The 23,914-nt window shown below is 60.5% G+C and carries 22 protein-coding genes and 4 tRNA genes; 17 read left to right on the top strand and 9 right to left on the bottom strand.

Annotated features, from left to right (window positions below):
- Nucleotides 1-22: 22 nt before the first annotated feature.
- Nucleotides 23-1,243, bottom strand: coding sequence for an argininosuccinate synthase (locus tag OP495_RS00720; protein ID WP_280566533.1), 1,221 nt, complete (start codon nt 1,241-1,243; stop codon nt 23-25).
- A 210-nt stretch (nt 1,244-1,453) separates the two neighbouring features.
- Here OP495_RS00720 and rnt point away from each other — a divergent pair, with 210 nt between their 5' ends.
- A complete protein-coding gene (gene rnt / locus OP495_RS00715; RefSeq protein ID WP_280566530.1) occupies nt 1,454-2,119 on the top strand; it encodes a ribonuclease T in 666 nt (221 codons plus the stop codon).
- Nucleotides 2,120-2,231: 112 nt separating this feature from the next.
- On the opposite strand, the gene grxD is transcribed toward rnt, so the two are convergent.
- On the bottom strand, nt 2,232-2,570 hold the full coding sequence (grxD, locus tag OP495_RS00710) for a Grx4 family monothiol glutaredoxin (RefSeq protein WP_280562242.1): 339 nt from the start codon (nt 2,568-2,570) through the stop codon (nt 2,232-2,234).
- 354 nt (nt 2,571-2,924) lie between these two features.
- Between grxD and argF the strand changes: the two genes are divergently transcribed.
- Nucleotides 2,925-3,845, top strand: a complete 921-nt coding sequence (gene argF, locus OP495_RS00705) for an ornithine carbamoyltransferase (protein ID WP_280562244.1) — start codon at nt 2,925-2,927, stop codon at nt 3,843-3,845.
- A 259-nt stretch (nt 3,846-4,104) separates the two neighbouring features.
- On the opposite strand, the gene OP495_RS00700 is transcribed toward argF, so the two are convergent.
- Nucleotides 4,105-4,180 (bottom strand) — tRNA-Ala (locus tag OP495_RS00700).
- 311 nt (nt 4,181-4,491) lie between these two features.
- On the opposite strand from OP495_RS00700, the gene uvrY reads away from it, so the two are divergent.
- From uvrY to OP495_RS00670, 6 genes are all read left to right on the top strand, one after another.
- Nucleotides 4,492-5,136, top strand: coding sequence for a UvrY/SirA/GacA family response regulator transcription factor (gene uvrY / locus OP495_RS00695; RefSeq protein ID WP_280566527.1), 645 nt, complete (start codon nt 4,492-4,494; stop codon nt 5,134-5,136).
- Nucleotides 5,137-5,232: 96 nt separating this feature from the next.
- Nucleotides 5,233-7,047, top strand: coding sequence for an excinuclease ABC subunit UvrC (gene uvrC, locus OP495_RS00690; protein WP_280562246.1), 1,815 nt, complete (start codon nt 5,233-5,235; stop codon nt 7,045-7,047).
- Between the two features lie 64 nt (nt 7,048-7,111).
- The gene (pgsA, locus tag OP495_RS00685; RefSeq protein ID WP_280562247.1) at nt 7,112-7,660 is read left to right on the top strand and encodes a CDP-diacylglycerol--glycerol-3-phosphate 3-phosphatidyltransferase; all 549 of its coding nucleotides are present in this window, start codon (nt 7,112-7,114) and stop codon (nt 7,658-7,660) included.
- 77 nt (nt 7,661-7,737) lie between these two features.
- Nucleotides 7,738-7,812 (top strand) — tRNA-Gly (locus OP495_RS00680).
- 193 nt (nt 7,813-8,005) lie between these two features.
- Nucleotides 8,006-8,079, top strand: a tRNA-Cys gene (locus tag OP495_RS00675).
- A gap of 34 nt (nt 8,080-8,113) precedes the next feature.
- Nucleotides 8,114-8,200 (top strand) — tRNA-Leu (locus OP495_RS00670).
- Nucleotides 8,201-8,289: 89 nt separating this feature from the next.
- Here the strand turns inward: OP495_RS00670 and OP495_RS00665 are convergent.
- Together OP495_RS00665 and OP495_RS00660 are read right to left on the bottom strand one after the other, a co-directional pair.
- A complete protein-coding gene (locus OP495_RS00665) occupies nt 8,290-8,967 on the bottom strand; it encodes a helix-turn-helix domain-containing protein (protein ID WP_280566636.1) in 678 nt (225 codons plus the stop codon).
- Nucleotides 8,968-9,289: 322 nt separating this feature from the next.
- Complete coding sequence (locus OP495_RS00660; RefSeq protein WP_280566524.1) at nt 9,290-9,745, bottom strand: hypothetical protein; 456 nt, start codon at nt 9,743-9,745, stop codon at nt 9,290-9,292.
- Between the two features lie 189 nt (nt 9,746-9,934).
- On the opposite strand from OP495_RS00660, the gene OP495_RS00655 reads away from it, so the two are divergent.
- From OP495_RS00655 to OP495_RS00645, 3 genes are all read left to right on the top strand, one after another.
- The gene (locus tag OP495_RS00655; RefSeq protein ID WP_280566521.1) at nt 9,935-10,528 is read left to right on the top strand and encodes a GNAT family N-acetyltransferase; all 594 of its coding nucleotides are present in this window, start codon (nt 9,935-9,937) and stop codon (nt 10,526-10,528) included.
- Complete coding sequence (locus tag OP495_RS00650; RefSeq protein ID WP_280566519.1) at nt 10,528-10,704, top strand: hypothetical protein; 177 nt, start codon at nt 10,528-10,530, stop codon at nt 10,702-10,704. The genes OP495_RS00655 and OP495_RS00650 overlap by 1 nt, the downstream gene beginning before the upstream one ends.
- Nucleotides 10,705-10,813: 109 nt before the next feature.
- Nucleotides 10,814-12,535, top strand: coding sequence for a proline--tRNA ligase (locus OP495_RS00645; RefSeq protein ID WP_280566517.1), 1,722 nt, complete (start codon nt 10,814-10,816; stop codon nt 12,533-12,535).
- Between the two features lie 68 nt (nt 12,536-12,603).
- Here the strand turns inward: OP495_RS00645 and OP495_RS00640 are convergent, their stop codons facing one another.
- Nucleotides 12,604-13,110 carry a peptidylprolyl isomerase gene (locus OP495_RS00640; protein WP_280562252.1) on the bottom strand — a complete coding sequence of 169 codons (507 nt, stop codon included), beginning with the start codon at nt 13,108-13,110 and terminating at the stop codon, nt 12,604-12,606.
- Nucleotides 13,111-13,145: 35 nt separating this feature from the next.
- Nucleotides 13,146-13,694 carry a transcription/translation regulatory transformer protein RfaH gene (gene rfaH, locus OP495_RS00635; protein WP_280566515.1) on the bottom strand — a complete coding sequence of 183 codons (549 nt, stop codon included), beginning with the start codon at nt 13,692-13,694 and terminating at the stop codon, nt 13,146-13,148.
- 160 nt (nt 13,695-13,854) lie between these two features.
- Here rfaH and OP495_RS00630 point away from each other — a divergent pair, with 160 nt between their 5' ends.
- Nucleotides 13,855-15,192, top strand: a complete 1,338-nt coding sequence (locus OP495_RS00630; RefSeq protein ID WP_280566513.1) for an AmpG family muropeptide MFS transporter — start codon at nt 13,855-13,857, stop codon at nt 15,190-15,192.
- Nucleotides 15,193-15,231: 39 nt separating this feature from the next.
- On the opposite strand, the gene OP495_RS00625 is transcribed toward OP495_RS00630, so the two are convergent.
- Nucleotides 15,232-17,037: an SEC-C domain-containing protein gene (locus OP495_RS00625; protein WP_280566512.1), complete on the bottom strand. Its 1,806-nt coding sequence runs from the start codon at nt 17,035-17,037 to the stop codon at nt 15,232-15,234.
- Between the two features lie 138 nt (nt 17,038-17,175).
- Here OP495_RS00625 and OP495_RS00620 point away from each other — a divergent pair, with 138 nt between their 5' ends.
- From OP495_RS00620 to OP495_RS00600, 5 genes are all read left to right on the top strand, one after another.
- Nucleotides 17,176-19,092, top strand: a complete 1,917-nt coding sequence (locus tag OP495_RS00620) for a hypothetical protein (RefSeq protein ID WP_280566511.1) — start codon at nt 17,176-17,178, stop codon at nt 19,090-19,092.
- A gap of 101 nt (nt 19,093-19,193) precedes the next feature.
- Complete coding sequence (locus OP495_RS00615; protein WP_280566508.1) at nt 19,194-21,158, top strand: DNA topoisomerase III; 1,965 nt, start codon at nt 19,194-19,196, stop codon at nt 21,156-21,158.
- Nucleotides 21,158-22,057 carry a ketopantoate reductase family protein gene (locus OP495_RS00610; RefSeq protein ID WP_280566506.1) on the top strand — a complete coding sequence of 300 codons (900 nt, stop codon included), beginning with the start codon at nt 21,158-21,160 and terminating at the stop codon, nt 22,055-22,057. The genes OP495_RS00615 and OP495_RS00610 overlap by 1 nt, the downstream gene beginning before the upstream one ends.
- Before the next feature lie 29 nt (nt 22,058-22,086).
- A complete protein-coding gene (locus OP495_RS00605) occupies nt 22,087-22,353 on the top strand; it encodes a hypothetical protein (protein WP_280562259.1) in 267 nt (88 codons plus the stop codon).
- Entirely contained in the window at nt 22,350-23,522 is a 1,173-nt protein-coding gene (locus OP495_RS00600) for an FUSC family protein (protein WP_280562260.1), read from the top strand. The genes OP495_RS00605 and OP495_RS00600 overlap by 4 nt, the downstream gene beginning before the upstream one ends.
- 35 nt (nt 23,523-23,557) lie before the next feature.
- Here OP495_RS00600 and OP495_RS00595 read toward each other — a convergent pair whose 3' ends face one another.
- Nucleotides 23,558-23,914: a hypothetical protein gene (locus OP495_RS00595; protein ID WP_280562261.1), complete on the bottom strand. Its 357-nt coding sequence runs from the start codon at nt 23,912-23,914 to the stop codon at nt 23,558-23,560.

The following is a 23,914-nucleotide window of genomic DNA, read 5'->3' as shown; positions in this document are numbered from 1 at the left end:
GTTCGACGCGAATGAATGCGGATCAATTCGCATTGCGGCCTTTTGCTGCCGCGATGCGCAAACGCAAGGCATTGAGCTTGATGAAGCCTTCGGCGTCTTTTTGATCGTAGGCGCCAGCATCGTCCTCGAAGGTCGCGATGGACGCATCGAACAGCGACTCTTCAGACTTGCGCCCGACCACGGTGGCACTGCCCTTGTAAAGCTTCATGCGTACCACGCCGTTGACGTTGCCCTGCGTCTCATCGATGGCCGCCTGCAGCATCTTGCGCTCCGGGCTCCACCAGTAGCCGTTGTAGATGACCTCGGCGTACTTGGGCATCATCTCGTCCTTCAGATGCGCGGCTTCGCGGTCGAGCGTCAGTGACTCGATAGCACGATGGGCGCGCAGCATGATGTTGCCACCCGGGGTTTCGTAGCAGCCACGCGACTTCATGCCCACATAACGGTTTTCGACGATATCCAGACGCCCGATGCCGTTGTCGCCGCCGAGCTGGTTGAGCTTGGAAAGCACTTCATGGGGCTTGAGGGGCTCGCCGTCGATGGCGACGATATCGCCTTTTTCGAAGGTCAGCTCGATATAGGTCGGCGTCTCCGGCGCGGCCTCCGGCGACACGCTCCAGCGCCACATATCCTCTTCGGCTTCCGCCCAAGGATCCTCGAGAATGCCGCCTTCATAGGAAATATGCAGCAGGTTGGCGTCCATGGAGTACGGCGATTTCTTCTTGCTCTGGGAGAAGTCGACCGGAATGTCGTGCTTCTCGCAATAATCCATCAACTTTTCGCGGGAGTTGAGGTCCCACTCACGCCACGGGGCAATCACCTGGACGCCGGGCTTCAACGCGTAGGCGCCGAGTTCGAAGCGTACCTGATCGTTGCCCTTGCCGGTGGCGCCGTGGGAAATGGCATCGGCGCCGGTCTCGTTGGCGATCTCGATCAAACGCTTGGCGATCAACGGCCGTGCGATGGAGGTCCCCAGCAGATATTCGCCTTCGTAGATCGTGTTGGCACGGAACATCGGATAGACATAGTCGCGCACGAACTCTTCGCGCAAATCCTCGATGTAGATTTCCTTGACGCCCAGCGCCTGTGCCTTGGCGCGCGCCGGTTCGACCTCTTCGCCCTGACCGATGTCGGCGGTGAAAGTCACCACCTCGCAATCGTAGGTTTCCTGCAACCACTTGACGATGACGGACGTATCCAGGCCGCCGGAATAGGCGAGGACGACCTTGTTCACATCGGACATGCGGGACTCCTGAAAAGATGAATATTGATCGAATGGTTCGGCTGCGCGAACACAGCGAGAAAATGTCACCCGATTATAGCGCCGAGCGAAGCTGACGAACACCGAGTAGCGGGACGTCGAGGGGCGAAAATGCTACACTCGCTGCCACTTTGTCGCTCCGCCTCGGGTGTGGCGACGCTATCGAGACCGCATCGGGATGGGAGCAAAAGCATGAGCGACGGCCAGGCACGCGATTTGATGGCTCAACGTTTTCGAGGCTTTCTCCCTGTCGTCGTCGATCTGGAAACCGGTGGTTTCAATGCCCAGAGTGACGCCCTGCTCGAGATCGCCGCCGTGACCCTGACCATGGACGAGCAAGGTAACCTGATACCTGATGACACGCACGCCTTCCACGTCAAACCCTTCGACGGCGCCAACATCGAGCAGGCCGCATTGGACTTCACCGGCATCGACCTGGATAGCCCACTGCGCCAGCAAGTGGCATTGAACGAGCACGACGCACTGGGCGAAATCTTCAAGCCGGTGCGCAAGGCGATCAAGGCCAATCAATGCACTCGCGCCATTCTGGTCGGCCATAATGCCGCTTTCGATCAGGGCTTCTTGAATGCCGCCATCGAGCGCAACGGCATCAAGCGCAGCCCTTTCCACCCATTCTCGTGTTTCGATACCGCCACGCTCGGCGGCTTGATATACGGCCAGACCGTACTGGCACGCGCCTGCCGCGCGGCGGGCATCCAGTTCGATAACGACTCGGCGCACTCAGCCCGTTACGACACCGAACGTACCGCAGAGCTGTTCTGTTCCATGGTCAACCGCTACAAGGATCTCGGCGGCTGGGAGTTGGCCCAGAAGGAACAAAGCATGGACGAGGACTAACGCGGCACGTCATTACGCGTTTATCACCCATACGAAAGCCCTGCCAATGTTCATCGGCAGGGCTTTTCGATGCGCCGGCGCCTTCCCTTGGAAGGACGCCCAGCTCAATGCCTCACTCCTGTTCAGTTTCGGCGTTGGCCGCCGCTTCCTTGATCAGCTTCTCCAACTCACCGCTTTCGTGCATCTCCACGATAATGTCGCAGCCGCCGACCAGTTCGCCGTTGACCCACAACTGCGGGAAGGTCGGCCAGTTGGCGTATTTGGGCAATTCGGTACGGATGTCCGGATTGTCGAGAATGTTGACGAAAGCGAAACGCTCACCGCATGCCATGACCGCCTGTACCGCCTGGGCGGAGAAGCCGCACTGCGGCAGCTGGGGCGTGCCTTTCATGTAGAGCAGAATCGTGTTTTCGCCGATTTGCTGCTGGATGTTCTCGAGAGTCGTGCTCATCTCAGTTTCCTCACGCGGGGCGGCTTGCCATTAGCCGGCACCGCCGCAATACGTCGGGTGAATGTAGGTCCATTCTACTGATGGCGAGCGCCGAAAACAGCCCTCGTAACGCCGACACTTTTGATATCGACAATTGCGCCTTCTCGACAGCCTGGCTAGGATGGTCGACTTTCCGCACGGCCCGCATGTCGCCCTGGTAAAGCCGAGTGTCGCAGAAAGTCGGGCCTCGGGGCGCGTCTTGGATGTTACGCTCACGCGCTTTCGTCAGTGGGCGTCGTCACCCCGATATGCCGTGGATCACATATGCAAGTGGATCACATATGAAAGTGGACCACATATGAAAGGAGCGTCGCCATGGCCACACGCCACTTCTTGACCTTGCTCGACCTGTCACCCGCGGAACTTAGCCATCTCATTCAGCGCGCGATCACGATCAAGAACCGTCTCAAGGCGCAAGGACCGACCTATACGCCCTTCACCAACCGCACCCTGGCGATGTTCTTCGAGAAGTCTTCGACGCGTACAAGGGTTTCCTTCGAAACCGCCATGGCGCATTTCGGCGGTCATGCGCTCTTCCTCTCGCCGCGCGATACGCAACTTGGGCGCGGCGAGCCGATCGGCGATACCGCCCGCGTAATCGCCGAAATGGTGGACATCGCCATGATCCGCACCTTCTCGCATGCCGGGCTCAAAGAATATGCCACCGCCAGCCAGGTGCCAGTCATCAATGCGCTGACCGACGACTATCATCCTTGCCAGTTGCTGGCCGACATCATGACCTGGACTGAATGTCGCGGGTCAGTGAAAGGCAAGACCGCGGTCTGGATCGGTGACGGCAACAACATGTGTCATTCTTGGGTCAATGCCGCACGACAGTTCGATTTCCAACTGCGCGTCTGCTGCCCGCCAGGCTACGAACCGGACGCCGATCTCGTAACGGCCGCTGGTGATCGCGTGGAGATATTGCATGACCCTCAGCAGGCAGTCCAAGGCGCGGAGCTGATCACCACGGACGTCTGGGCCTCGATGGGCCAGGAAGAGGAGCAGGCCAACCGTGAGCAAGATTTCACCGGTTTTCAGGTCACCGAGGCATTGCTCGACCGCGCCGCCGATAGTGCACTGTTTCTACATTGCCTGCCCGCGCATCGCGGCGAAGAAATCAGCACCACCCTGCTCGACGACCCGCGTGCCGTAGTATGGCAGGAAGCCGGCAATCGCTTGCACGCGCAGAAGGCCTTGATCGAATTCCTCCTGCTCGGCAAGGTCGAGGAATAACATCTCGAGATGCCACGTCCATCGCAAGAAACGATGCCGCCTGGACGGCATCGTCTCCTTGATTTCCGCGACATCTCGACTTGTCTCGCACACCACACCCGCTGGTCTGCCCTTCCTGTAACTTAACTACCACGGCACCATCTTACCCGACACCCCGCCAGCCCCTGAGGGAAAACATTGCCGGTGATCGTTCAACGCTGCGCAAGATACGAAAAAAGCCGCCGACGCGATGCGTCGGCGGCTTGATATCAAACGAATCTGGTGGAGCCTAGCGGGTTCGAACCGCTGACCTCAACACTGCCAGTGTTGCGCTCTCCCAACTGAGCTAAGGCCCCATATCGATAACACATTAGGCGATGCGTTTATTTACCAAGGGATGTTTCCGCGATAGCGGCCTTGGAATTCTGATATACTACGACTGCCATTAACCCATGTCAATGCGTACGTACCAGGCGCAGGGCCGTTCAACGCGGGTGCCGCACAGCGCGCGAAAGTGCAAAACCCACGGCAGCATAAAGTCAGCATTACTGTTAAGTTGATTGAGAATACCACATAGCGCACTGAGTTGAAGCGTTACATAATGGCCGAAACATAAGATCTCTATGGCCACTATTTCGTTAACCGGCGATTGATTGCAGGAGTTCCCTTGATCAAGGTTCTTGTCGCTGATGATCACCATCTAGTTCGTACCAGCATTGCCCGAATGCTGGATTCCGAAGACGGTTTGCACGTTATTGCCGAAGCCGTCGATGGCGAAGAAGCCGTCAACATGGCACGTGAAATGCGCCCCGACATCGTATTGATGGATATACGCATGCCCGGTATCGGCGGGCTCGAAGCCACGCGCAAGATCATGCGTGGCATGTCGGACATCAAGGTTGTGGTCGTGACAGCATTCCTCGAAGAAGCGTTTGCCCAGCGCCTTATGGACGCCGGTGCCGCCGGATTCATCAGCAAAGGCACGGAGCTCGAGGAAATGGTTCGCGCGATCCGCGCTATCTTCGGGGGGCAGCGCTACATCAGCCCGGATATTGCTCAGAAGGTCGTGTTGTCCAAGATCGGCTCGCAGGACAACCCCTTCGACCAGCTTTCGCATCGCGAGCTGCAGGTGGCGATGATGATCGTCAACTGCCAGAAGGTCAGCGATATTTCCGACCGACTTTTCCTGAGTCCCAAGACCGTCAACACGTATCGTTACCGCATTTTCGAAAAGCTTAATGTGCAATCCGATGTCGAACTCACCCACCTGGGACTGCGTTATGGCTTGATAGACGGCTACGAAGCTTCTTGAGGCCGGGTGTCGCCGGTGTCTCGACGCGGGTCTCCGGCGACCCTTTCCCTTTGATATACTAGCGGACATGATCGACTCCACGAATGTCCCGCGCCCATGAGCTTCGACGCCAAGCATTTCCTCAAGACGGTTTCAGAGTCACCCGGCGTGTACCGCATGCTGGATACCGACGGAGAGATCTTGTATGTAGGCAAGGCCAAGCGGCTCAAGGCACGTCTCGCCAGCTATTTTCGCGGTGCGCTCAATACCAAGACACAAGCCCTGGTCGGCCGCATCGCGGATATTCAGGTCACCATCACGCGTACCGAGACCGAGGCGCTGTTGCTCGAGCAGACGCTCATCAAGGAGCAACGACCGCCGTACAATATCCTCTTGCGCGACGATAAATCCTACCCGTTCATCTTCGTCTCGGATCGCCATCCTTATCCTGCACTCGAGCTCAAACGCGCGCGCGGGAAACGCGGCGACGGTCGCTACCTGGGCCCCTTCCCCAGTTCGACCGCCGTTCGCGAGAGTCTAGCGTTGGTGCAGAAGATATTTCGCATCCGCAATTGTGAGGACAGCGTTTTCGCCCACCGCACCCGGCCTTGTCTTCAATACCAAATACAGCGCTGCAGCGCGCCCTGTGTCGACTATATCGGCCGCGAGGAATACCAGCGCGACATCGACCACGCCATCATGGCCCTGGACGGACGCAGCGAACAGGTGACCGCGCAACTCACCCAAGACATGGAAGCGGCCAGTCAGGCGCTGGACTTCGAGGAAGCGGGACGTCTTCGCGATCAGATTCAGCAACTGCGCCGCCTGCAGGAGCGTCAGATCGTCGATACCGGCGACGGCGATGCCGATATCTTTGCTCTCGCCGAACGCCCGGGCGGCGTATGCATCAGCACGCTGAGCGTACGAGGCGGACGCATGCTCGGGGCGCATCACCATATGCCGCAAAATGGTCTGGACCTGACGGCGGAAGAACTCCTGGGCGCGTTCATCAGCCATTATTACCTGGGCCATGATCGCGACATCCCCAGCGAGATCATCACGGCCCTGCCGCTCGTGGATGCCGATGTCATCCAGGCCGCACTGTCCGAACGTGCCGGCAAACGCATCCGTGTGGCACATCAGGTACGCGGCCATCGCGCCCAATGGCTGCGTCTGGCCGGCACCAACGCCGAACAGCACCTTACCAGCCAGTTGGCCAATCGCTCGCAGCTAGCCAAACGCTTCGACGCCTTGCGCGAGGCGCTCGACCTGCAGGAGCCCCCGACGCGCCTGGAGTGTTTCGACATCAGCCATAGCCACGGCGAAGCGACGGTTGCCTCCTGTGTAGTTTTCGATCAGGACGGGCCGGTCAAGTCCGATTATCGGCGTTTCAATATTGAAGGCGTAGCGGCGGGCGACGATTACGCGGCCATGCGCCAAGCGCTGACACGCCGTTACAAACGCCTGATGCAGGACGAAAGCAAGCTCCCCGACGTGCTTATCGTCGATGGTGGCAAGGGGCAGCTCAACATGGCGCGCGAGGTGCTCGAAGATGTCGGCATCATGAACACGCATCTGCTCGGCGTCGCCAAGGGGACGACACGTAAGCCTGGGCTCGAGACGTTGTTCCTGGAAACCGTCGACAATGCCTTATCGCTCGACAGCGCCTCCCCCGGATTGCATCTGATCCAGCATATCCGCGACGAGGCGCACCGCTTTGCGGTGACCGGGCATCGCCAGCAGCGCGACAAGCAGCGTCGCACCTCGACTCTGCAAGACATTCCCGGCGTCGGCCCCAAACGCCGCCGGGAGTTGTTACGCTTCTTCGGCGGGCTTCAGGGTGTCCGTCAGGCCAGCCGCGATGAACTGGCACGCGTGCCCGGCGTCAGCGCCCAAATGGCCACGACCATTCATCAGGCATTGCATGGATGAGCCATGAGCTGAAAGATACAATAGCACGACGATCTCATTCACCAGTCAGGACTTACATCGCTCGATGAACATCCCCAATTTATTGACGCTTGCTCGAATCGTGTTCATTCCTTTGCTGGTGATCGCCTTCTACCTCCCTTATGCCTGGAGCATGCTCCTGTGCGCGGGGTTGTTCGGGCTCGCTGCTGTGACCGACTGGCTCGACGGTTACCTGGCTCGTCGCTGGAATCAGAGCACTCCCTTCGGCGCCTTTCTCGACCCAGTAGCGGACAAGCTCATGGTTGCTGTCGCCCTCGCGCTCCTGATCGAACGTTTCGACGCCGTGTGGCTGACACTACCGGGCCTGGTCATCATCGGTCGGGAGATCGTCATCTCGGCGTTACGGGAATGGATGGCGGAGCTCGGTAAGCGCGGTAGCGTCTCTGTTTCGTGGGTAGGAAAACTAAAAACCACCCTACAGATGGTTTCGCTGTTGCTGTTGCTCGGCTTCGCACCTGGCTCGATGATCGCCGACCTGGGCGTCGTTCTGCTTTATGTCGCCGCCGCGTTGACGCTGTGGTCGATGTTCCAGTACCTGCGCGCAGCATGGCCGGAATTGACGCGCTCCATGTGAGCATTATTCTTACTTCGAAGAGGCACATAAACGTTTGACATTCACAGACTTATCTCTATAATACGTCCTCGAGTTCGGCGGGAATAGCTCAGCGGTAGAGCATCGCCTTGCCAAGGCGAGGGTCGCGAGTTCGAATCTCGTTTCCCGCTCCAGAACTCAGAAATATTGGAACGGCTAATGAGGGTCGCAAGCTGGAACGCCAGCCCGGTCAAATCTCGTTTCCCGCTCCAGAACTCAGAAGTATTGGAACGGCTAATGAGGGTCGCAAGCTGGAACGCCAGCCCGGTCGAATCTCGTTTCCCGCTCCAAACTCAAGCGTTGACCGTTCTTGAACGAGTGCAACAAGGCTGGATGGCAGAGTGGTGATGCAGCGGACTGCAACTCCGTCAACGCCGGTTCGATTCCGACTCCAGCCTCCATTTCTTCTGCGGTGTTCCCCTTCCGTATCCGTTAGCCCGGATGGCGAAATTGGTAGACGCAAGAGACTTAAAATCTCTCGGTGGTAACACCGTGCCGGTTCAAGTCCGGCTCCGGGCACCAATAATATCAAGCACTTGGCGCCCTCTCCTGCTAGCATTTTTACCGACGACCTCTAAAGTGTCGATAAAGTGTCCACCAGGCACTCGGCCTCAGTGCGTCTGCATGCCGGCGAGGTGGCCGGGACTCGGCGATGAGACCGTGGCATGCCAGATGGACTGACGCCCATGCCCATCCGCCAATGCCATTAAGCCCTCCAAGTCGTCGATCCTGATTTCTCGCCCCTTTGCCGTGAGCAATTCCAAGTTCTGGAAACGTCCTAATAGACGGCTCACTGTCTCAACCGCCAGCCCCAGATAATTGCCGATATCACTACGTGACATGGACAGACGGAAGCTGAACGGCGAGTAACCTTGTTGCCGAAAGCGCGTCGACAAGGCAAGCAGAAAGCTGGCCAAACGAATATCGGACGTTCTATTCAGAAATAGACGTACCATCATGCGCTCCTGATGCAGTGCGCGACTCATCACTCGTAGAAAACAACCGTTCATGCCCAGCTCATTCGGTCTTTTTTGGGCAAGCTCTTCGAGCGCTTCAGGCAATATTTCGCAGACGGATGTCGTTTCCAACGCCTGCGTCACCCCCGGATGAAAACCACTACTGATGGCATCAAGCCCCACCACTTCGCCCGGCAAATAAAACTGGGTAATGTGCTCTTCATTGGTGATATCTCGATAGACTTGCTTCAAGCTTCCGCAGCGAACGATATACAGGCTCTTGAACTCTTCGCCTTGTGCGAATAGCGTTTGGCGCTTTCTCAAAGGCGACACCTGACGGCTAATCGTACTGAACGTTTCCAACTCGCCCACTGACAAGGGCGCTGGCAAGCACATGCTGCTCAAACGGTAGGTTTGCCTCGGGTGCTCGGACGGTGCCGCAAATCGAGAAGCTTTATATTGTGATGTCATCGTAGGCTCCCTGCATCTGAATCGGGTTTTCAGTATGCGTTAGAGTCTTTTTGATAACAGTTTGATATTCGCGTTTACATGTCTGGTTTTTCTCATGCCAATCACGAATTGCCTCGTATCATGACCCTCATCAAAGTCATGTGAGGCAGCTCACACTAGAATGCTTCATACTCCAATAAAGTCCTTACATCGAGGCAAGGCGTTCTTTATCGTAAGTGCCGGACATGCGCACCAGTGCCAGCGCCTCATCTCGAGAAGAAACCCGTTCGACGCGCACGAGCTCATCGTCTAGACGCACTGCCCCGTCCGTACGTTCTGCCAGCACCGACTCGAGCGTTTGCGTATCCAACTCGTCCTCGAAATGCAGCGTATCCACCTGCGCAGTATCGCGACTCGGCAGATAGACCGTGCCATTGGAAAAGTCGATGGCGTAGGCAATGACGCCAGGGATGATATAAAACAGTAGGCCCACACCATCGGCGATCGCCACTGCGGGATCGACGCGCCCACTAGGCTGCCCTTTACGCTCGGGATAGAACACAGTCCCGCACCCTGCCAGCGTCGTGGTAATGGCCACGATGGTCAGTGCTGCCATCCAGCGGCGGACCTGGAGGACTTTCCGGTCGTTCATGGCACTCATCACTTTATCCTCTTACCCTGTTCACATACATTATTCAAGGCCAAGACTACGGCACCCATAAGCTGAGTATTACACGCATAAGGGTATCGCAAAGCTCGATGACGTGTGAGCGGTAATTGCGCCCATGCCCTCCACGCATGTCGATGCAACCGCACGCACAGCAGAGATGCCTTTCAACCAGGAGACGTCATGACAGCGGTCACGCTGAAGGTCTGTCAAGGTCGAGACATCACACCACACCTCGGGGCACTCGCCACACTGCGCATTGATGTGTTTCGTGACTACCCGTACCTTTACGATGGCGATGCAGAATACGAGGCACGCTATCTGGCCCGTTACGCCGACAATCCCGCCAGCCTTTTTGTACTGGCCTTCGCAGACGACACCGTGATCGGCGCGGCCACTGGCCAACCACTGGCCGACGAATGCGAGGAATTTCGCGCGCCCTTCGAACGCCAGCGGCCTGATCCCGAGCGCATATTTTATTATGGTGAGTCGGTACTGATCCCAGAATATCGCGGCCAGGGCATCGGCAAGGCCTTCATGCACGAACGCGAGTCACATGCTCGCGCCCGCGGCTTCGAGGTGGCGGCGTTTTGCGCCGTGGAACGCGATCCATCTCACCCACGTCGCCCGGTGGATTACCAGCCCTTGGCCCCTTTCTGGGAACGTCACGGCTATCAGCGCCAACCCGACCTTTATACGCACTTTGCCTGGAAGGACGTGGACAGCGAACAGGCTACCGACAAACGCATGGTCTTCTGGCTCAAGGATTTGGCTTGATGCCCGACGCCCGCCAACCGGTCACGGTCGCCAGCGCTCAATATCTCATTTTTCGAGACCGAGACCTGGCGGACATCGCCACCCTGCGACATCACGGACAAGCCAAGAATCGCGCCAACTGGCCAGGCCAAGAGGCGGCGGCCTCCCAGGCGATCACCGTCCATGACCTGCGTTGAGTCGTATCGCTTTTGCCGCGTTTACGCCTTGACCGTACAATAGTCCCATTTACCGCGCCGCTTCAGGGCGACGCGATGTTAGGCCTCGAATCCAAGGAACCGCTTGTCCATGCGCGCCAGTCAATTGTTGCTCTCCACCCTCAAGGAAACTCCCGCCGACGCCGACATCGTCAGCCATCAATTGATGCTGCGTGCAGGCATGATTCGCCGCCTGAGCTCAGGTCTCTATACTTGGCTACCCTTGGGGCTGCGCACGCTTCGCAAGATCGAGAACATCGTGCGCGAGGAAATGAATCGCGCTGGCGCTCAGGAAGTCCTGATGCCAGCAATACAGCCGGCGGAATTGTGGCAGGAATCCGGCCGCTGGGACCAGTACGGCAACCTGCTGCTGCGCATTCGTGACCGCCATGATCGCGATTTCTGCTATGGCCCGACGCACGAGGAAGTGATCACCGACCTGGTGCGCAACGAAATACGCTCCTACAAGCAGCTGCCCTCCAACTTCTATCAGATCCAGACCAAGTTCCGTGACGAAACGCGTCCACGTTTCGGCGTCATGCGCGCGCGCGAGTTCATCATGAAGGATGCCTACTCGTTCGATATCGACCAGGCCGGTCTACAGCGTTCCTACGACGCGATGTATGACGCCTACATACGCATCTTCACACGCCTAGGGCTAGATTTCCGCGCCGTGGAGGCCGACAACGGCGACATCGGCGGCACCGGCTCCCACGAGTTTCAGGTGCTGGCCGAGTCCGGCGAGGACGCAGTAGTCTTTTCCACATCGTCCGACTACGCAGCCAACATGGAGAAAGCCGAGGCGCTCCCCGCCCCGCTGGGGGATACCCCCGAGCGCGCCGCGCCCCAGGAAGAACTGCGTCTGGTCGATACGCCCAATGCGCGCACTATCGCCACCTTGGTGGAGCAGCATGGCCTGCCCATCGAGAAGACTATCAAGACACTGATGGTACACGCCGCCGAAGGAGGGCTGGTCGCCCTGCTGGTACGTGGCGATCACGAACTCAACGAGGTCAAGGCTGAGAACCTGCCCGAGGTTGCCGCGCCTCTGACCATGGCCAATGAAGCGGAAATTCGCCAGTCGGTGGGCGCCGGCCCCGGGTCACTGGGACCAGTCAATCTGGACATGCCGCTGATCATCGACCGTAGCGTAGCGCTAATGAGCGACTTCGGTGCCGGCGCCAACACCGACAGCCAGCACTATTTCGGCATCAACTGGGAACGCGACGTCGCCCTGCCCAAGGTGGCCGACCTGCGCAACGTGGTCGAGGGTGATCCCTCGCCGGATGGCAAGGGCACACTGGCCATCGCACGCGGCATCGAAGTCGGCCACGTCTTTCAGCTAGGTACAAAATATTCCACGGCGATGAATGCCACCGTGCTCGACGACAGTGGCCAGGCAGTTCCACTGCTGATGGGCTGCTATGGCATTGGCATCACCCGCGTCGTCGCCGCCGCTATCGAGCAGAGCCACGATGCCGGAGGCATCATCTGGCCGAATGCCATCGCCCCGTTCGAAGTCACGCTCGTGCCCATGAACGCGCATAAATCCGAGCGCGTTCGCGAGTATGCCGAAACCCTTTATCAGCAACTAAGCGATGCTGGCGTCGACGTACTGATCGATGATCGCGACCTGCGTCCTGGCGTCAAATTCGCCGACCAGGAGCTCACTGGGATTCCGCACCGCATCGTGATCGGTGAGCGCGGCCTCGATAACGACGAACTGGAATACAAGGGGCGCCGGGATAGTGAGGTCACCATGGTGCCCGCCGACACGATGCTCGATTTCCTGCGTCAACGCCTGACCTCCTGAGCGATACCGGGGCCTGCCCTGCGCGGCATGCCCCTCGTTGATGCACTCAAACGCACCTCGATGCGCCGCTATTGCTTGCGATCCTCGACCTCGGATGCCGTCACGTCGTTCTCCAATGGGTGGCCCTTGGCAAGTTCGGCGCGCCTCGCCGGGCGGACATCGAGAATTTCGACACGAAACACGAGGTCCTGCCCCGCCAGCGGATGATTGGCATCTACTGTCACCTGCGTATCATCCGCCTCGATCAAGGTCACCGTACGTGGTCCATCGGGACCCTGCGCCTGAAACCGCATACCCGGTGACAACTCTTCGACGCCGGGAAAGGCCGTGCGCGCCACCGTCTGCACGAGATCGGGCTCATGCGCTCCATAGGCCTCTTCGGGCGTCAGGTTGATCTCGCGGGTATCGCCGCCGGAAAGCTCCTCCAACGCCGCCTCCAGACCTGGCAGGATATTGGCGTGGCCATGCAAGTATTCGAGCGACTCCTCACGTCGACGCGAGTCGTCGAGCACACGGCCGGCCGAGTCGTACAGCACATAATGCAGACGAACGACATGTTGCGGCGAGATAGTCATGAAAACTCCTGGTCTTTAAAGCATTGAGCGGCGTGTCATGTCGTGCGGCGTAGACCGCCTACCGGTAACTCGAGGCGCTGTTGATGATGCAGCATGCTGAGCAGGACAATGGCGCGCTCTTCGCCCTTCTGGACCTCGAACACGGCCTTGAGCGCCTGAAAGGGGCCTTCGGTGATCTCGACGATTTCACCGGGACGAAAGTAGACGTTGCCCGCCTCACGCTCCGTCTCATCGCGCTGGGAACGGGCGATCAGCATCTCGACCAGCGTGTCCGGCACGGGCAGTGGTTCGTCGCCGAACGCCACCAGCCTCAACACGCCGCGCGTGGATCGTATGGGGCGCCAATTGCTGGCCACCCGATCGAGACGAATGAACAAATAGTGAGGAAACAAGGGTTCGGCGATCCAGACCAGCTTGTTGCGGCGCTTCTTCTGTACCTCGAGCACCGGATGAAAGACACGATAGCCTTGATTGGTCAAATGTTCACTGGCACGAAAGGACTCCCCGCCCTTGCACTGCACCACATACCAGCGCGGGCAGGCGGCCGCGTCGTCGAACGCGCTTGGATCGAGCTGATCGGTCATGTCCTCTGGCCTTCGTCGTCGGGGTATGCCACGGTACGCAACCTGCATTCTAGCCACGCGCCTGGGGCGCGGGGGCCGTTGCCGTGCAAACGTTGCATTCTAGCATTGTGCCGGATTCATGTCCGAGCCGCATCGGGCGGCTCGCTCACGGGAGGAACCGATGACTCACGATGTCGCACACCGCCGCTGGCGCGACGCCTTGGCGGTTTATCTGCAGGCACCGGTCATCACCATGCTATTTCTCGGCTTCGCCGCCGGCCTACCGTTCCTGCTGGTGTTCTCGACGCTCACGGCGTGGTTACGCGACGCCGGAGTGGATGTCGCCGCCATCGGATTCTTTTCATGGATCGGCATTCTCTATTCGATCAAGATCGTCTGGGCACCGGTCGTCGACCGTGTCGCCCTGCCCGGCGTGGGCCGCTGGTTCGGCCAACGCCGCAGTTGGATGCTCTGCGCTCAGTTGACGATCAGCGCAGGACTGCTGGGCCTGGCCGCTCTCTCGCCGCCCGCGCATCTCATCCCCATCGCTGGCCTATCTCTGCTGGTCGCGTTCGGCGCAGCGACACAGGATATCGTCATCGATGCCTATCGCATCGAGTCCGCCGAGGAAAGCGTGCAGGCCGCCATGGCCTCGACCTATATCATCGGCTATCGCGGCGGGCTGCTCGCCGCTGGCGCCGGGGCGCTTTACATCGCCGACGCGGTCTCCTGGCATGCCGCCTACGCGTGCATGGCAGCACTCGTCGGGGTCGGCATAATCACCACCCTGGTGAGACCGGAGCCGCAACGCTCGACGCTTGGCATCCAGCTCGCCAGCGAACCACGCGTTCGCGCATTCTTGTACCAGCATCGGCACGCGCCTCGACGGCGGCGACGCTTTGGCGCCTGGGTCATCGGGGCCATCGTCTGCCCTTTCACCGATTTCTTCGCCCGCCACGGACGCACGGCTTTATGGTTCTTGCTGTTCATCGGTCTCTACCGCATCAGCGATTTGGCGATGGCCGCGATGGCCAACCCGCTCTACATCGACCTGGGCTTTAGCCTCTCCGAGATTGCCAATGTAACCAAGGTATTCGGCATCGCCATGAGCATTCTCGGCGGTGTGGCCGGCGGGCTATTGGTAGTGCGCTTTGGACTGGGACGAATGCTGGTGGCAGGCGCCCTGGCGACCGCCCTCACCAACCTGATGTTCGTGGCCTTGGCCAACGCGGGGCACAGCTTTCCCATGCTGGTCATGACCATCATGGGCGACAACCTCGCCAATGGTCTGGCGAGCACGGTCTTTATCGCCTTTCTCTCGAGTCTGACGTCACGTGCCTACACGGCAACGCAGTATGCCTTGTTCTCCTCGCTGATGACGCTACCCGGCAAGTTTCTCGGCGGCTTCTCGGGGCTGGTAGTGGATGGCGTCGGGTATACGGGCTTCTTTACCGTCAGCGCAGCCCTAGGCGTGCCCGCCGTGCTACTCGCGCTCTGGCTCGCTCGTACGCAGCGCTGAACATGCCCCCGACGCTGGCACGTTGACGCATGACGAATCTCAACGATGGGGATCCAACCATGCCATGGCCCCCGGTGTGGCCATCCACTGATCGCGCATCAACTGGCGATACTGCCACGCCTCGGCACGCGTTCCCGGCGCCGGCGCATCGACGGCCAGCGCCACCGGCTTCGGCTTCTCGTCGCACAGCATCGGCACCAGATAGGGATTGGCCCGCTGGGCGAAGGCTAGCGCCTCGTCAGCCTCGTCAGGGCGCGCCAAACGATACAAGGCGAGCACACGCGCCATGGTCACGCCGATCATCTCTTCCTCATCGTGCGCGCCGCTGAGTTCGGCGGCCTCGTCGTCACGCCCCTCACGCAGCAACTGATCGAGCACCAACTCGCGCAACCCCAGGTCATCTTCTTCGTCGAGCTTGAGCACCCGTTCGGCGAGATGCCGCGAACGCGTCCGCGCGCCGCGTTCCATTCCCACGATCAGCGCCAAGGCGCAGCGCAGCAAAGTAGCATTGTCGGCGTCATCCCAGGCGAAAGGGCCTTGCTGCGTCTCGAGTTGTGATAGCCACTCCTCGAACCTCGCCGCCAGTGGCGCAAAGAAGCGCTCCGCCATCCAAGGCAGGCTTCCAAAACGATTGGTCAACGCCAGGCTCAGCGATTGCATTACCGCTGGCGAGCCCAGCCATTCGGGATGAGCACACAAGGCGGGCAGCCATTCTCCCGCGTTTTCCCAGGGGTCGGACTCGAAACTCAGCGCGGCCTCTTCGTCGATGGTTACCTTGAAATACTCGAACCACGCCGCGAAGGCGGTATCCTCTCGGGCCGTGGCATGATATTCCACGTAGCCCTCCGGCGTGCGCGACAATTGCAACTGAGGCGGCGCCTCCAGGGTATCGAGCAAGGCGGCAAGCGCCGCCAACGGCTCAGCCAGATCCTCCTCGGAGTTGATCATCTGTTCGGCCAGGGTCGCCTCGGGATTGGCGGCCAGGTCGGCCAAGAACTGTAGCTGATCGGATTCGAGGTCGGAACGCTTGGAGAGACGACGCCACCAGAAATGCGCCCGGGCTCGGGCTTCTTCGGGATGACCTTCATGCAGCAACAGCATAGACTCGATATAGGCCAGCGTCGGCGAATCGGGCAGCGTCTGCTGGGCCCGCACGAAGGCTTCCCGGGCACTGGCCAGATCGTCGCTGTCGAGATGCATCAAGCACAGGCGCTCGAGCGCCACACCGCGCAGGAAGGTCGGGCCACGTTCCAGGACCTCGTCGAGTAACGCCGCTCGCTTGCGATGAAAACCCCGCGACTGATAGAGATCGACGAGAATTTCAAACGCCGGCTCGGCCTGCTCAGGCAAGCGCGACCAGTCACGCTCACTGGAGAAGAGGCTTTCGAGGATCTGCTGGGCACGACCGCGCTGACCGCTTTCGGCGGCAATCAAACCGGCTTCCAGCAGTGCCTGATCCGGCGCTTTGCCGCTCCCCAGAGCCGCCTTGAGTGTCTCGCCCGTCCATTCCTTGAGCGATAGCATCCACATCAGGTGCGAGGGAACCGCCCCCGGCAGTGTCACCGCACCACAGCATTGCTTGGTCTTGCGCCCTGAATCGCACCAGCAGAGCTCGTTACGCCCCGGCCACGCCAAAGGTTCGGGATCGAAACCCAGCCGCACCAGCGGCGTCTCGTTCCACAACAAGGGCGCCAAGGCCTGTGCCATGCTCAGGTCACCGCCGACACGTACCACTCCTTCGTCACGCGCCCAGATCATCAGCGCCGGATAGTGCTCGTTGTCGCGTATCGCCTTCAACGCGCCGCTGGCGTATCCCAGCAATTGTTCCACCCATGCGGCCAGCATCGCGACCCTCCAGAAAAAATCGCTTTATTCTAGCATGTCCGACGAGCAAGCCTCATCCGTCTACCGCTTGGTGCACCCATGCGGCTTTTCGGGTATTGTCGCCGCTTGTCCGAACCCTGCCATGTAAGGGATGTCATCGTGCTCCTGCCGTTGCCGTTTCAGCGTAAAGCATCGCCCGCTCAAGAAACCTCACAGGTTCGCCTCGAACGCGAAGGACGCCACGAAATCCGGCGCATCACCGCCGCCGTCGAGAAGGTGCCCTGGTCAGTCAATCTGATGCAGATCCTATGGACAGCCGGTCCGGTGACACTACTCGGCGCCTGGGGCGGCTATCTGCTGGGATACGGCAAGGCACCGACCACGGAAAACTATGTCTTCTTCATTTCGTACACGGTCATTACCGGCGCTGCGGGGATTCTGGCCAATCTCGGCTACCAGCTCACTCAGGGACGCAAGGTCGAGAAGACATCCGCGCAGATCGAGCAGGTCATCAAGACCTTGCCCGAGCTACTACTGGTCACGCGCGATTTGATCGTCGAAAGCCACGAGGGCGATGCCCGGCGCCGCGAAGCCGCCGCCATGTTGCTACGCAAGCATGACCTCTCGCCAGAGGGCGTCGAGTTGGCGGCCATCGAACTCCTCGACGACCGCGAAAGCGCACGTCTCATCGGCCAGATCGACGTCTACCGCCGGGTCGGCTTGCACGCCCGCATCCGAGATCTCGTCACTCAATACCGCGACACGGTAGAACCTCAACTCAACGCCCTCTACGACACCGCACCTATCGCCACACACCTGCTGCGTGAGCGCTTCGAAGGCCGTGCCCCCGATCTCCATCAGGGCGTACCGCGCGACGAGAACTTCATCGAGCGCGTCATGGCAGCCATCGAGCAGGACAACGACCTGCTGATGACGCTTCAGGACGTCGAGGAAATGTTGATCCTTGCTTTCGAGTTGATCAGCGGGCGCAAGATTCCGGTGCTCTCGTTCGAGTATCGCGGACGCTGGCGCCTCGCCCAGGCGTTCGACAACCTGGAAGAGGCACGTGCACGCCAGCGCATCGCGCAAGCGACCGGCCTCTCGCGCCTCAAGGCGCTCAACGTCTATCTAGCCGAACAATCCGGTACCCTGGTCGAGGACAGTGCCTCGGGGCTGCGTGCCGAACTGTTACTCGAGCGTTCGGTAAAGGCGATGGACGCGCTGGCCGAACAGATCGTGCATCTCGCCCAGGCCGTGGAAGCCGGCCAAGAAGAGCGCAAGCGCGCACTCCGCACCAAGGCGGACATCCTTGCCAATGCCATCCAACTCTACAAGAGCGTTTCCAGCGCCTATGAACAAGTGGGCCGCAGTCATGCCCAATTGATCAAGTCGGTGGAACGTTGGGAACGCATCACCGCCAGCCTGTCCGACGACACGACGCGCCTACGCCTGGGCCCAGGGCGACAGGGGCTACGTATCCGTGAACGCTCCATCGCCCTGGATGACGAAGCCAAGGCAAGAGTCTGCAAGCATCTCGCACGCTACTTGAGCCAGACAGGCATCACATCACGTCATCACGAGGTATGGCGTGGCGCGCACCGTGAGACCCAACTCAGTGTCGGCGTGGATGCCGCCAAGCGCTTGGCCATTGAGATATTCATCGCCCTCGAACCTCACGTGGGACTCTCGCAACCCGCCACGCAGCGTGCCATCAACAGCTCCAATGCCGCCGATTTTGGCCAGATCGAGCCCAACCTGTCGGCGGCTGCCAAGGCTGCGCTCGGCGCGTCGATGGTTCGCGAAGTGGATACCGAGCTGTCACGCGCGGCAGAGTCGTTAGCATTGGCATTGGTGCGTCACTATCGCGTGGAACTCGAACCGGCGGCCATCGAGTTTCTCAAACGCCAGTATGGCGCCCGTGACAGCACGTTGCAGATGCTTTCCAACATTAACCTGACGGGACGCGACGCCCGCAATATCAGCTTTCTCAGTCATCGCCCGCCCGCCGTGGGAACGCCACATCGCGACTGGTATCGCGCCCTGGTGCGTGCGCGGCGTCTCTTCGGACGCCGCTAGACTCTGCCCGAAAACTGGCTGCGCGCTGCGTCGATTCGGCCCACGCATCGGATCGAACGTGGCAGAATAAGCGTCATGTTCATGCTGGATAGCCTAACGTCATGCGCCTGATCGTCGCCGAAAAGCCCAGTCTGGCACGCGCCATCGCCGAGGCCTTGCCTACCAAGGCGCAACGCCGGGACGGATACCTCGAATGCGGGGAGACCTGCATCAGTTGGTGCGTCGGGCATCTCCTCGAACAGGCACCCCCCGACGCCTATGACGCACGCTACCAGCAATGGCGCCTCGACGATTTGCCCATCGTGCCAACGCAATGGCAACTCATGCCGCGCGCCAAGGCTCGTGCGCAGTTGGCCGTGATTCGCAAACTTCTCAAGCGCGCCGATAGCGTGGTGCATGCCGGCGATCCGGACCGCGAGGGCCAATTGCTGGTACAGCAGGTCATCGAACGCCTCGGCTGGCGTGACCCGATGTCGCGATTGTTGATCAGCGACCTCAACCGCCCCGCCGTAAAGCAGGCACTGCAACACCTCGAGGACAACGCACGCTATCAGTCACTTTTCGCGGCTGCCGAAGCACGCTCACGCGCCGACTGGCTGTATGGCATCAACCTGTCGCGCGCCTGGACCTTGACCGGTCGCCAAGCCGGTTACTCGGGCGTACTCTCGGTGGGGCGCGTGCAGACGCCGGTCTTGGGACTCATCGTGCGCCGCGATCTGGAGATCGAGCGCTTCGTCTCGCGCCCCTTTTATACGCTGTGGGCGGATCTGGTCGTCGAGCACGGCACGCTACGTGCCTGGTGGCAACCGCAGCCGCCGCATCCGCTCGACGATCAAGGGCGACTGTTGGCGCGCTCGCCCGCCGAGGCGTTGGCGGCACGCCTGCCCAGCGCCGAAGGGCACCTCAGCGCCCTGCAAAGCAAGAAGAAATCCCAGACAGCACCGCTGCCGTATTCGCTGTCGTCGTTACAGGTCGATGCCGCACGCCGTTACAAGCTACCGGCCAAGCGTGTACTGGATATCTGCCAGACGCTTTACGAGCGTCATCAGCTCATCACCTATCCACGTTCGGACTGTCGCTACCTGCCCGAAGGCCATTTCGCCACGGCGAAACAGACACTCTCCAAGGCCTGCGCCTCTGACGAAAGCCTCACCGGCTGGCTGCGCGGCGCGGACTTCAAACGCTGCTCACGCGCCTGGAACGACAAGCAGGTCGGCGCCCACCACGCGCTGGCGCCCACCGGCCGCCCTTTCGACGCGGCCCGCTTATCCAATGATGAGGCCAACGTTTTCCGGCTGATCGCCCGCAACGTACTGGCGCAATTCTACCCGCCGCTGGAAACGCGCGACGTCAAGGCCGAGTTCTCGATCCTCGGGGAGTGCTTTCGCGCCCAAGGCCGCGAGATACTCGTGCCCGGGTGGAAACCGCTATTCACCACGCGCGATGAAGCACCGGCGCTGCCCACGTTGCGCGAAGGCGAAACCGCTCGGGTCCAGGCGTGCGCGGTGGAGGATCGTCAGACACGCCCGCCGGAGCCGTTCTCCGACGCCAGCCTGATCAAGGCGATGATGAACATCGCCCGCTACGTCGATGATGACGCGGTGCGTCGTACCCTGCGCGACACCGACGGTCTAGGCACCGAGGCGACACGCGCCAGCATTCTGGAGACGCTCATCACGCGCGGCTACGTGATCCGTCAGCAAGGCACACTGCGTGCCACACGCACCGGACGCGCATTGATTCAGGCCTTGCCGGATACCGCCACGCGCCCCGAGCGCACCGCTCTCTGGGAACAGCGCCTGGCCGAGATCGCCGAGGGCAATGCCGACGCCACCGCGTTCCTCGACACTCTGGTGGGCGATGTTCGCCAACTACTGAGCCAGGCGGATACCGAGCGCATGCGCCAGGCCCTGGCCACGCCGGGTGGTGCCGAGCCCACCGCACCATCACGGGGTAAGCGCCGCAACGCCAGGCGCAGCGCAAGCGACAAACCGTCGACCACGCAGCGGCGCACCCGAAAACGCACCACGCCTCGAAAAGCCACCACGAAAAAAGGCGATACCTGATGCGCACATCGCCTACGTGGTGGATTCTCGGCGCCGGCGCGCTGGGGCGACTCTTCGGCGCCCGCTTGACGACCACACTATCGCTACACTTGATCGGCCGTCGCCCTGACGACGGCCCGCTCCGCTATCACGCCCCTTGCGGCGAGATCCATGACGTAGATGTGGCGCGCACCACTCTCGCCACCCTGGCATTGCACACACATGCTCGCCCTGCGCTGGTCGTGCTCGCCACCAAAAGCCATGCCACCCTGACGGCCGTCGAAGAACTCGCAGGCCATGTCGATCCCCAAACGCCTCTGCTGTCATTGCAGAACGGCTTCAGCATACAGCCTCGGTTAGCGAAGATCTGGGCCGGCCCGGTGCTCTGCGCGAGCACCACCGAAGGCGCCTATGTCGAGGGCGAAACGGGTGTCGTACATGCCGGTACGGGCACCACCTGGATCGGCGATATCGACAACACCTGGCCTATCCTGGCGCGTGACAGCGTGTATTGGCTCAATCAGGCAGGATTCAGTGCCTATCACGATGTCGCGATCGTCCAGCGCCTGTGGCACAAGCTCACCATCAATGCCGCGATCAACCCACTCGTAGCCCGCTATCGGATTCGTAACGGCCAGTTGCGCGATCAGCCTTTTCGCCGCATGGTCGACAGCATCATCAACGAGATCGGCCCCTTGCTCGAGGGTGAAGGCGTCGTTCCGCCACCAGCAGGCTGGCATACGCTCGTCTGGGAGGTCATCGGGGCCACGGCCAATAACCGCGCCTCGATGCTGCAAGATGTCCTCGCCGGCAGACCGACCGAGCGCGAGGCCATACTGGGGCCGTTGCTGGCCATCGCCAAGCGCCAACGATGCACCGCGCCGACACTCGAGACGCTGTATCATGACACGCCATCATGAAGGCCCGGACCACGACGAGCGGAGACTCCATGCGCCACCGCCTCTTCATCACGCTGTTATTGGCTTTCTTGCTCCCCGGGTTCGGCCACGTGTTCCTGCGACGCTGGGGCTGGGCCGCGCTATGGCTGGGCGGATTCATCGCTCTGATGGCGCTGATGATGATCCCCCTTCGCTGGCTAGGTCTCATCTGGTTGCTTCTGCTACTCGTGCTGTGGGCAGCAAGCATGGTGCATGCAGCCACATTGGCGCGCGCTAAAGCTAAAGCATCCACCGGACACCAACACGGAGCGTCATGACAATGATGTCGCCCACGCGTCTGCGCGATCCATACTTCATCTACCACTACCGCCATCGATTGCATGTCCTGCGTACCTCGCTGGCGTTGGCGATCACCTTCATCGTCATCCTGACCTTGCAGATCCCTCATGGCAGCTGGGCGCTGGTCAGCACGATGATGGTGATGGGCAATCTTCCGCATATTGGCGGCGTCATCGACAAGGGTGGGCAACGCCTTCTGGGCACAGTGCTCGGAGCGATCTGGGGCATCCTGCTGGTACTGATTCCCGCGCCGGCTCAGTGGGTAGTGCCGGCCTGGACTCTGATCGGCATCGCGGTCGCTACGCACACCACCTTCGCCACGCGCTATGGCTATAGCGCGCTGATGTTTGGCGTGACATTGCTGATGGTGGTGGGTGACGGCCATCAGGATTTGGGAATCGCCCTGTGGCGCGCCTTCGACGTGCTGATCGGGACGAGCATCGGCATCCTCGCGACCTTGTTCATTCTGCCCCAGAAAGCCACCGACCTCTTGCGTTTCCTGCTCGCCGACAACCTCGACAAGCTGGCACGCCTTTATCATGCGCATACCAATGCGACGCAGCATGACGACGTCGATACGCACCAATTGCTGAAGAGCACGACGGATCAACTGGTCAAGCAACGCGGCCTGGTAGATGCCATTCACAGCGAACGCCGTCTGCATCGCGATGACCTGGAACGCATCCTATCGCTGGAACGACGCATGCTGTCGACGATCGAGCTGCTTCTGGAGACTCACTGGGCCACGCGGGCCGGTCACGACATCATCGCCGAACTCGATGGCTTGCGGGACGAACAGCACCGACTGGCGCGCGCGCTAGGCAGCCTGGCTTTCCAGGTACGCACGGGTCAGGCCATCGACATCACGGTGGTCGCCTTCGACTTGCAGCGCCATGCACAAGCCACCCTGGAGGCGCGTGGCGAAAATGAACGCGCCTTGTTCAGCCCAAGCGGCTACCTGTGGCTCAACCGTGAGTTGGCACGCCTCACGCAGGCACTCATCGACACCTTGCAGACACTCGAGCGACTGCCCAGCGCCCGTTTGCGTCGCCGCGCCTCGCGTCACACCCTGATTCGCGATCACCTGGCGATGCCATTGGATACCTCGCGTAGTGACCTGGAACGCAGCGAGGATGACGCACGCTGATGCTCAGCATCGGTGGGCGCCAGTCTTCATAAGCGTCACCGTCCCAACGGCATCGCCTCCAGCAGCCGTATACGCAACAGGCGACGCGAGGTGGGCGCCGCGCTATCCGGCCACAGCCAAATAACGCGACGCCCGATGCGCAAACCGATCAACCACGCGCCGATACGCAGTGGTCTTGGTGCAGCGTTCTGCCACTGCCCCGAGACCTCACGCCATTGCCATGTGGCGTGCTCCCCATCGAGGCACTCCCGCAATTCCCAACGCCGCTGACCACGCCACCAGTAGCCCACCAGTGCGGCACCGCTAAGCGATACCACAGACGTCAGCCACCATGTACTCAGCATGAACATCAGGACACTCACCACTCCCCAGACGAGGGCCTGAAGTGCCAA

Origin of the sequence: Chromohalobacter sp. 296-RDG (assembly GCF_029889885.1) — a bacterium.
Classification (GTDB): domain Bacteria; phylum Pseudomonadota; class Gammaproteobacteria; order Pseudomonadales; family Halomonadaceae; genus Chromohalobacter.
This window is presented reverse-complemented; position numbering and strand designations above follow the sequence as displayed.

What these genes read in the sequence shown, in the direction of transcription:
- OP495_RS00720 (WP_280566533.1), bottom strand. Translation starts at nt 1,243, where the DNA reads ATGTCCGATGTGAACAAGGTCGTCCTCGCCTATTCCGGCGGCCTGGAT.
- rnt (WP_280566530.1), top strand. Translation starts at nt 1,454, where the DNA reads ATGAGCGACGGCCAGGCACGCGATTTGATGGCTCAACGTTTTCGAGGC.
- grxD (WP_280562242.1), bottom strand. Translation starts at nt 2,570, where the DNA reads ATGAGCACGACTCTCGAGAACATCCAGCAGCAAATCGGCGAAAACACG.
- argF (WP_280562244.1), top strand. Translation starts at nt 2,925, where the DNA reads ATGGCCACACGCCACTTCTTGACCTTGCTCGACCTGTCACCCGCGGAA.
- uvrC (WP_280562246.1), top strand. Translation starts at nt 5,233, where the DNA reads ATGAGCTTCGACGCCAAGCATTTCCTCAAGACGGTTTCAGAGTCACCC.
- pgsA (WP_280562247.1), top strand. Translation starts at nt 7,112, where the DNA reads ATGAACATCCCCAATTTATTGACGCTTGCTCGAATCGTGTTCATTCCT.
- OP495_RS00660 (WP_280566524.1), bottom strand. Translation starts at nt 9,745, where the DNA reads ATGAGTGCCATGAACGACCGGAAAGTCCTCCAGGTCCGCCGCTGGATG.
- OP495_RS00655 (WP_280566521.1), top strand. Translation starts at nt 9,935, where the DNA reads ATGACAGCGGTCACGCTGAAGGTCTGTCAAGGTCGAGACATCACACCA.
- OP495_RS00650 (WP_280566519.1), top strand. Translation starts at nt 10,528, where the DNA reads ATGCCCGACGCCCGCCAACCGGTCACGGTCGCCAGCGCTCAATATCTC.
- OP495_RS00645 (WP_280566517.1), top strand. Translation starts at nt 10,814, where the DNA reads ATGCGCGCCAGTCAATTGTTGCTCTCCACCCTCAAGGAAACTCCCGCC.
- OP495_RS00640 (WP_280562252.1), bottom strand. Translation starts at nt 13,110, where the DNA reads ATGACTATCTCGCCGCAACATGTCGTTCGTCTGCATTATGTGCTGTAC.
- rfaH (WP_280566515.1), bottom strand. Translation starts at nt 13,694, where the DNA reads ATGACCGATCAGCTCGATCCAAGCGCGTTCGACGACGCGGCCGCCTGC.
- OP495_RS00630 (WP_280566513.1), top strand. Translation starts at nt 13,855, where the DNA reads ATGACTCACGATGTCGCACACCGCCGCTGGCGCGACGCCTTGGCGGTT.
- OP495_RS00625 (WP_280566512.1), bottom strand. Translation starts at nt 17,037, where the DNA reads ATGCTGGCCGCATGGGTGGAACAATTGCTGGGATACGCCAGCGGCGCG.
- OP495_RS00615 (WP_280566508.1), top strand. Translation starts at nt 19,194, where the DNA reads ATGCGCCTGATCGTCGCCGAAAAGCCCAGTCTGGCACGCGCCATCGCC.
- OP495_RS00610 (WP_280566506.1), top strand. Translation starts at nt 21,158, where the DNA reads ATGCGCACATCGCCTACGTGGTGGATTCTCGGCGCCGGCGCGCTGGGG.
- OP495_RS00605 (WP_280562259.1), top strand. Translation starts at nt 22,087, where the DNA reads ATGCGCCACCGCCTCTTCATCACGCTGTTATTGGCTTTCTTGCTCCCC.
- OP495_RS00600 (WP_280562260.1), top strand. Translation starts at nt 22,350, where the DNA reads ATGACAATGATGTCGCCCACGCGTCTGCGCGATCCATACTTCATCTAC.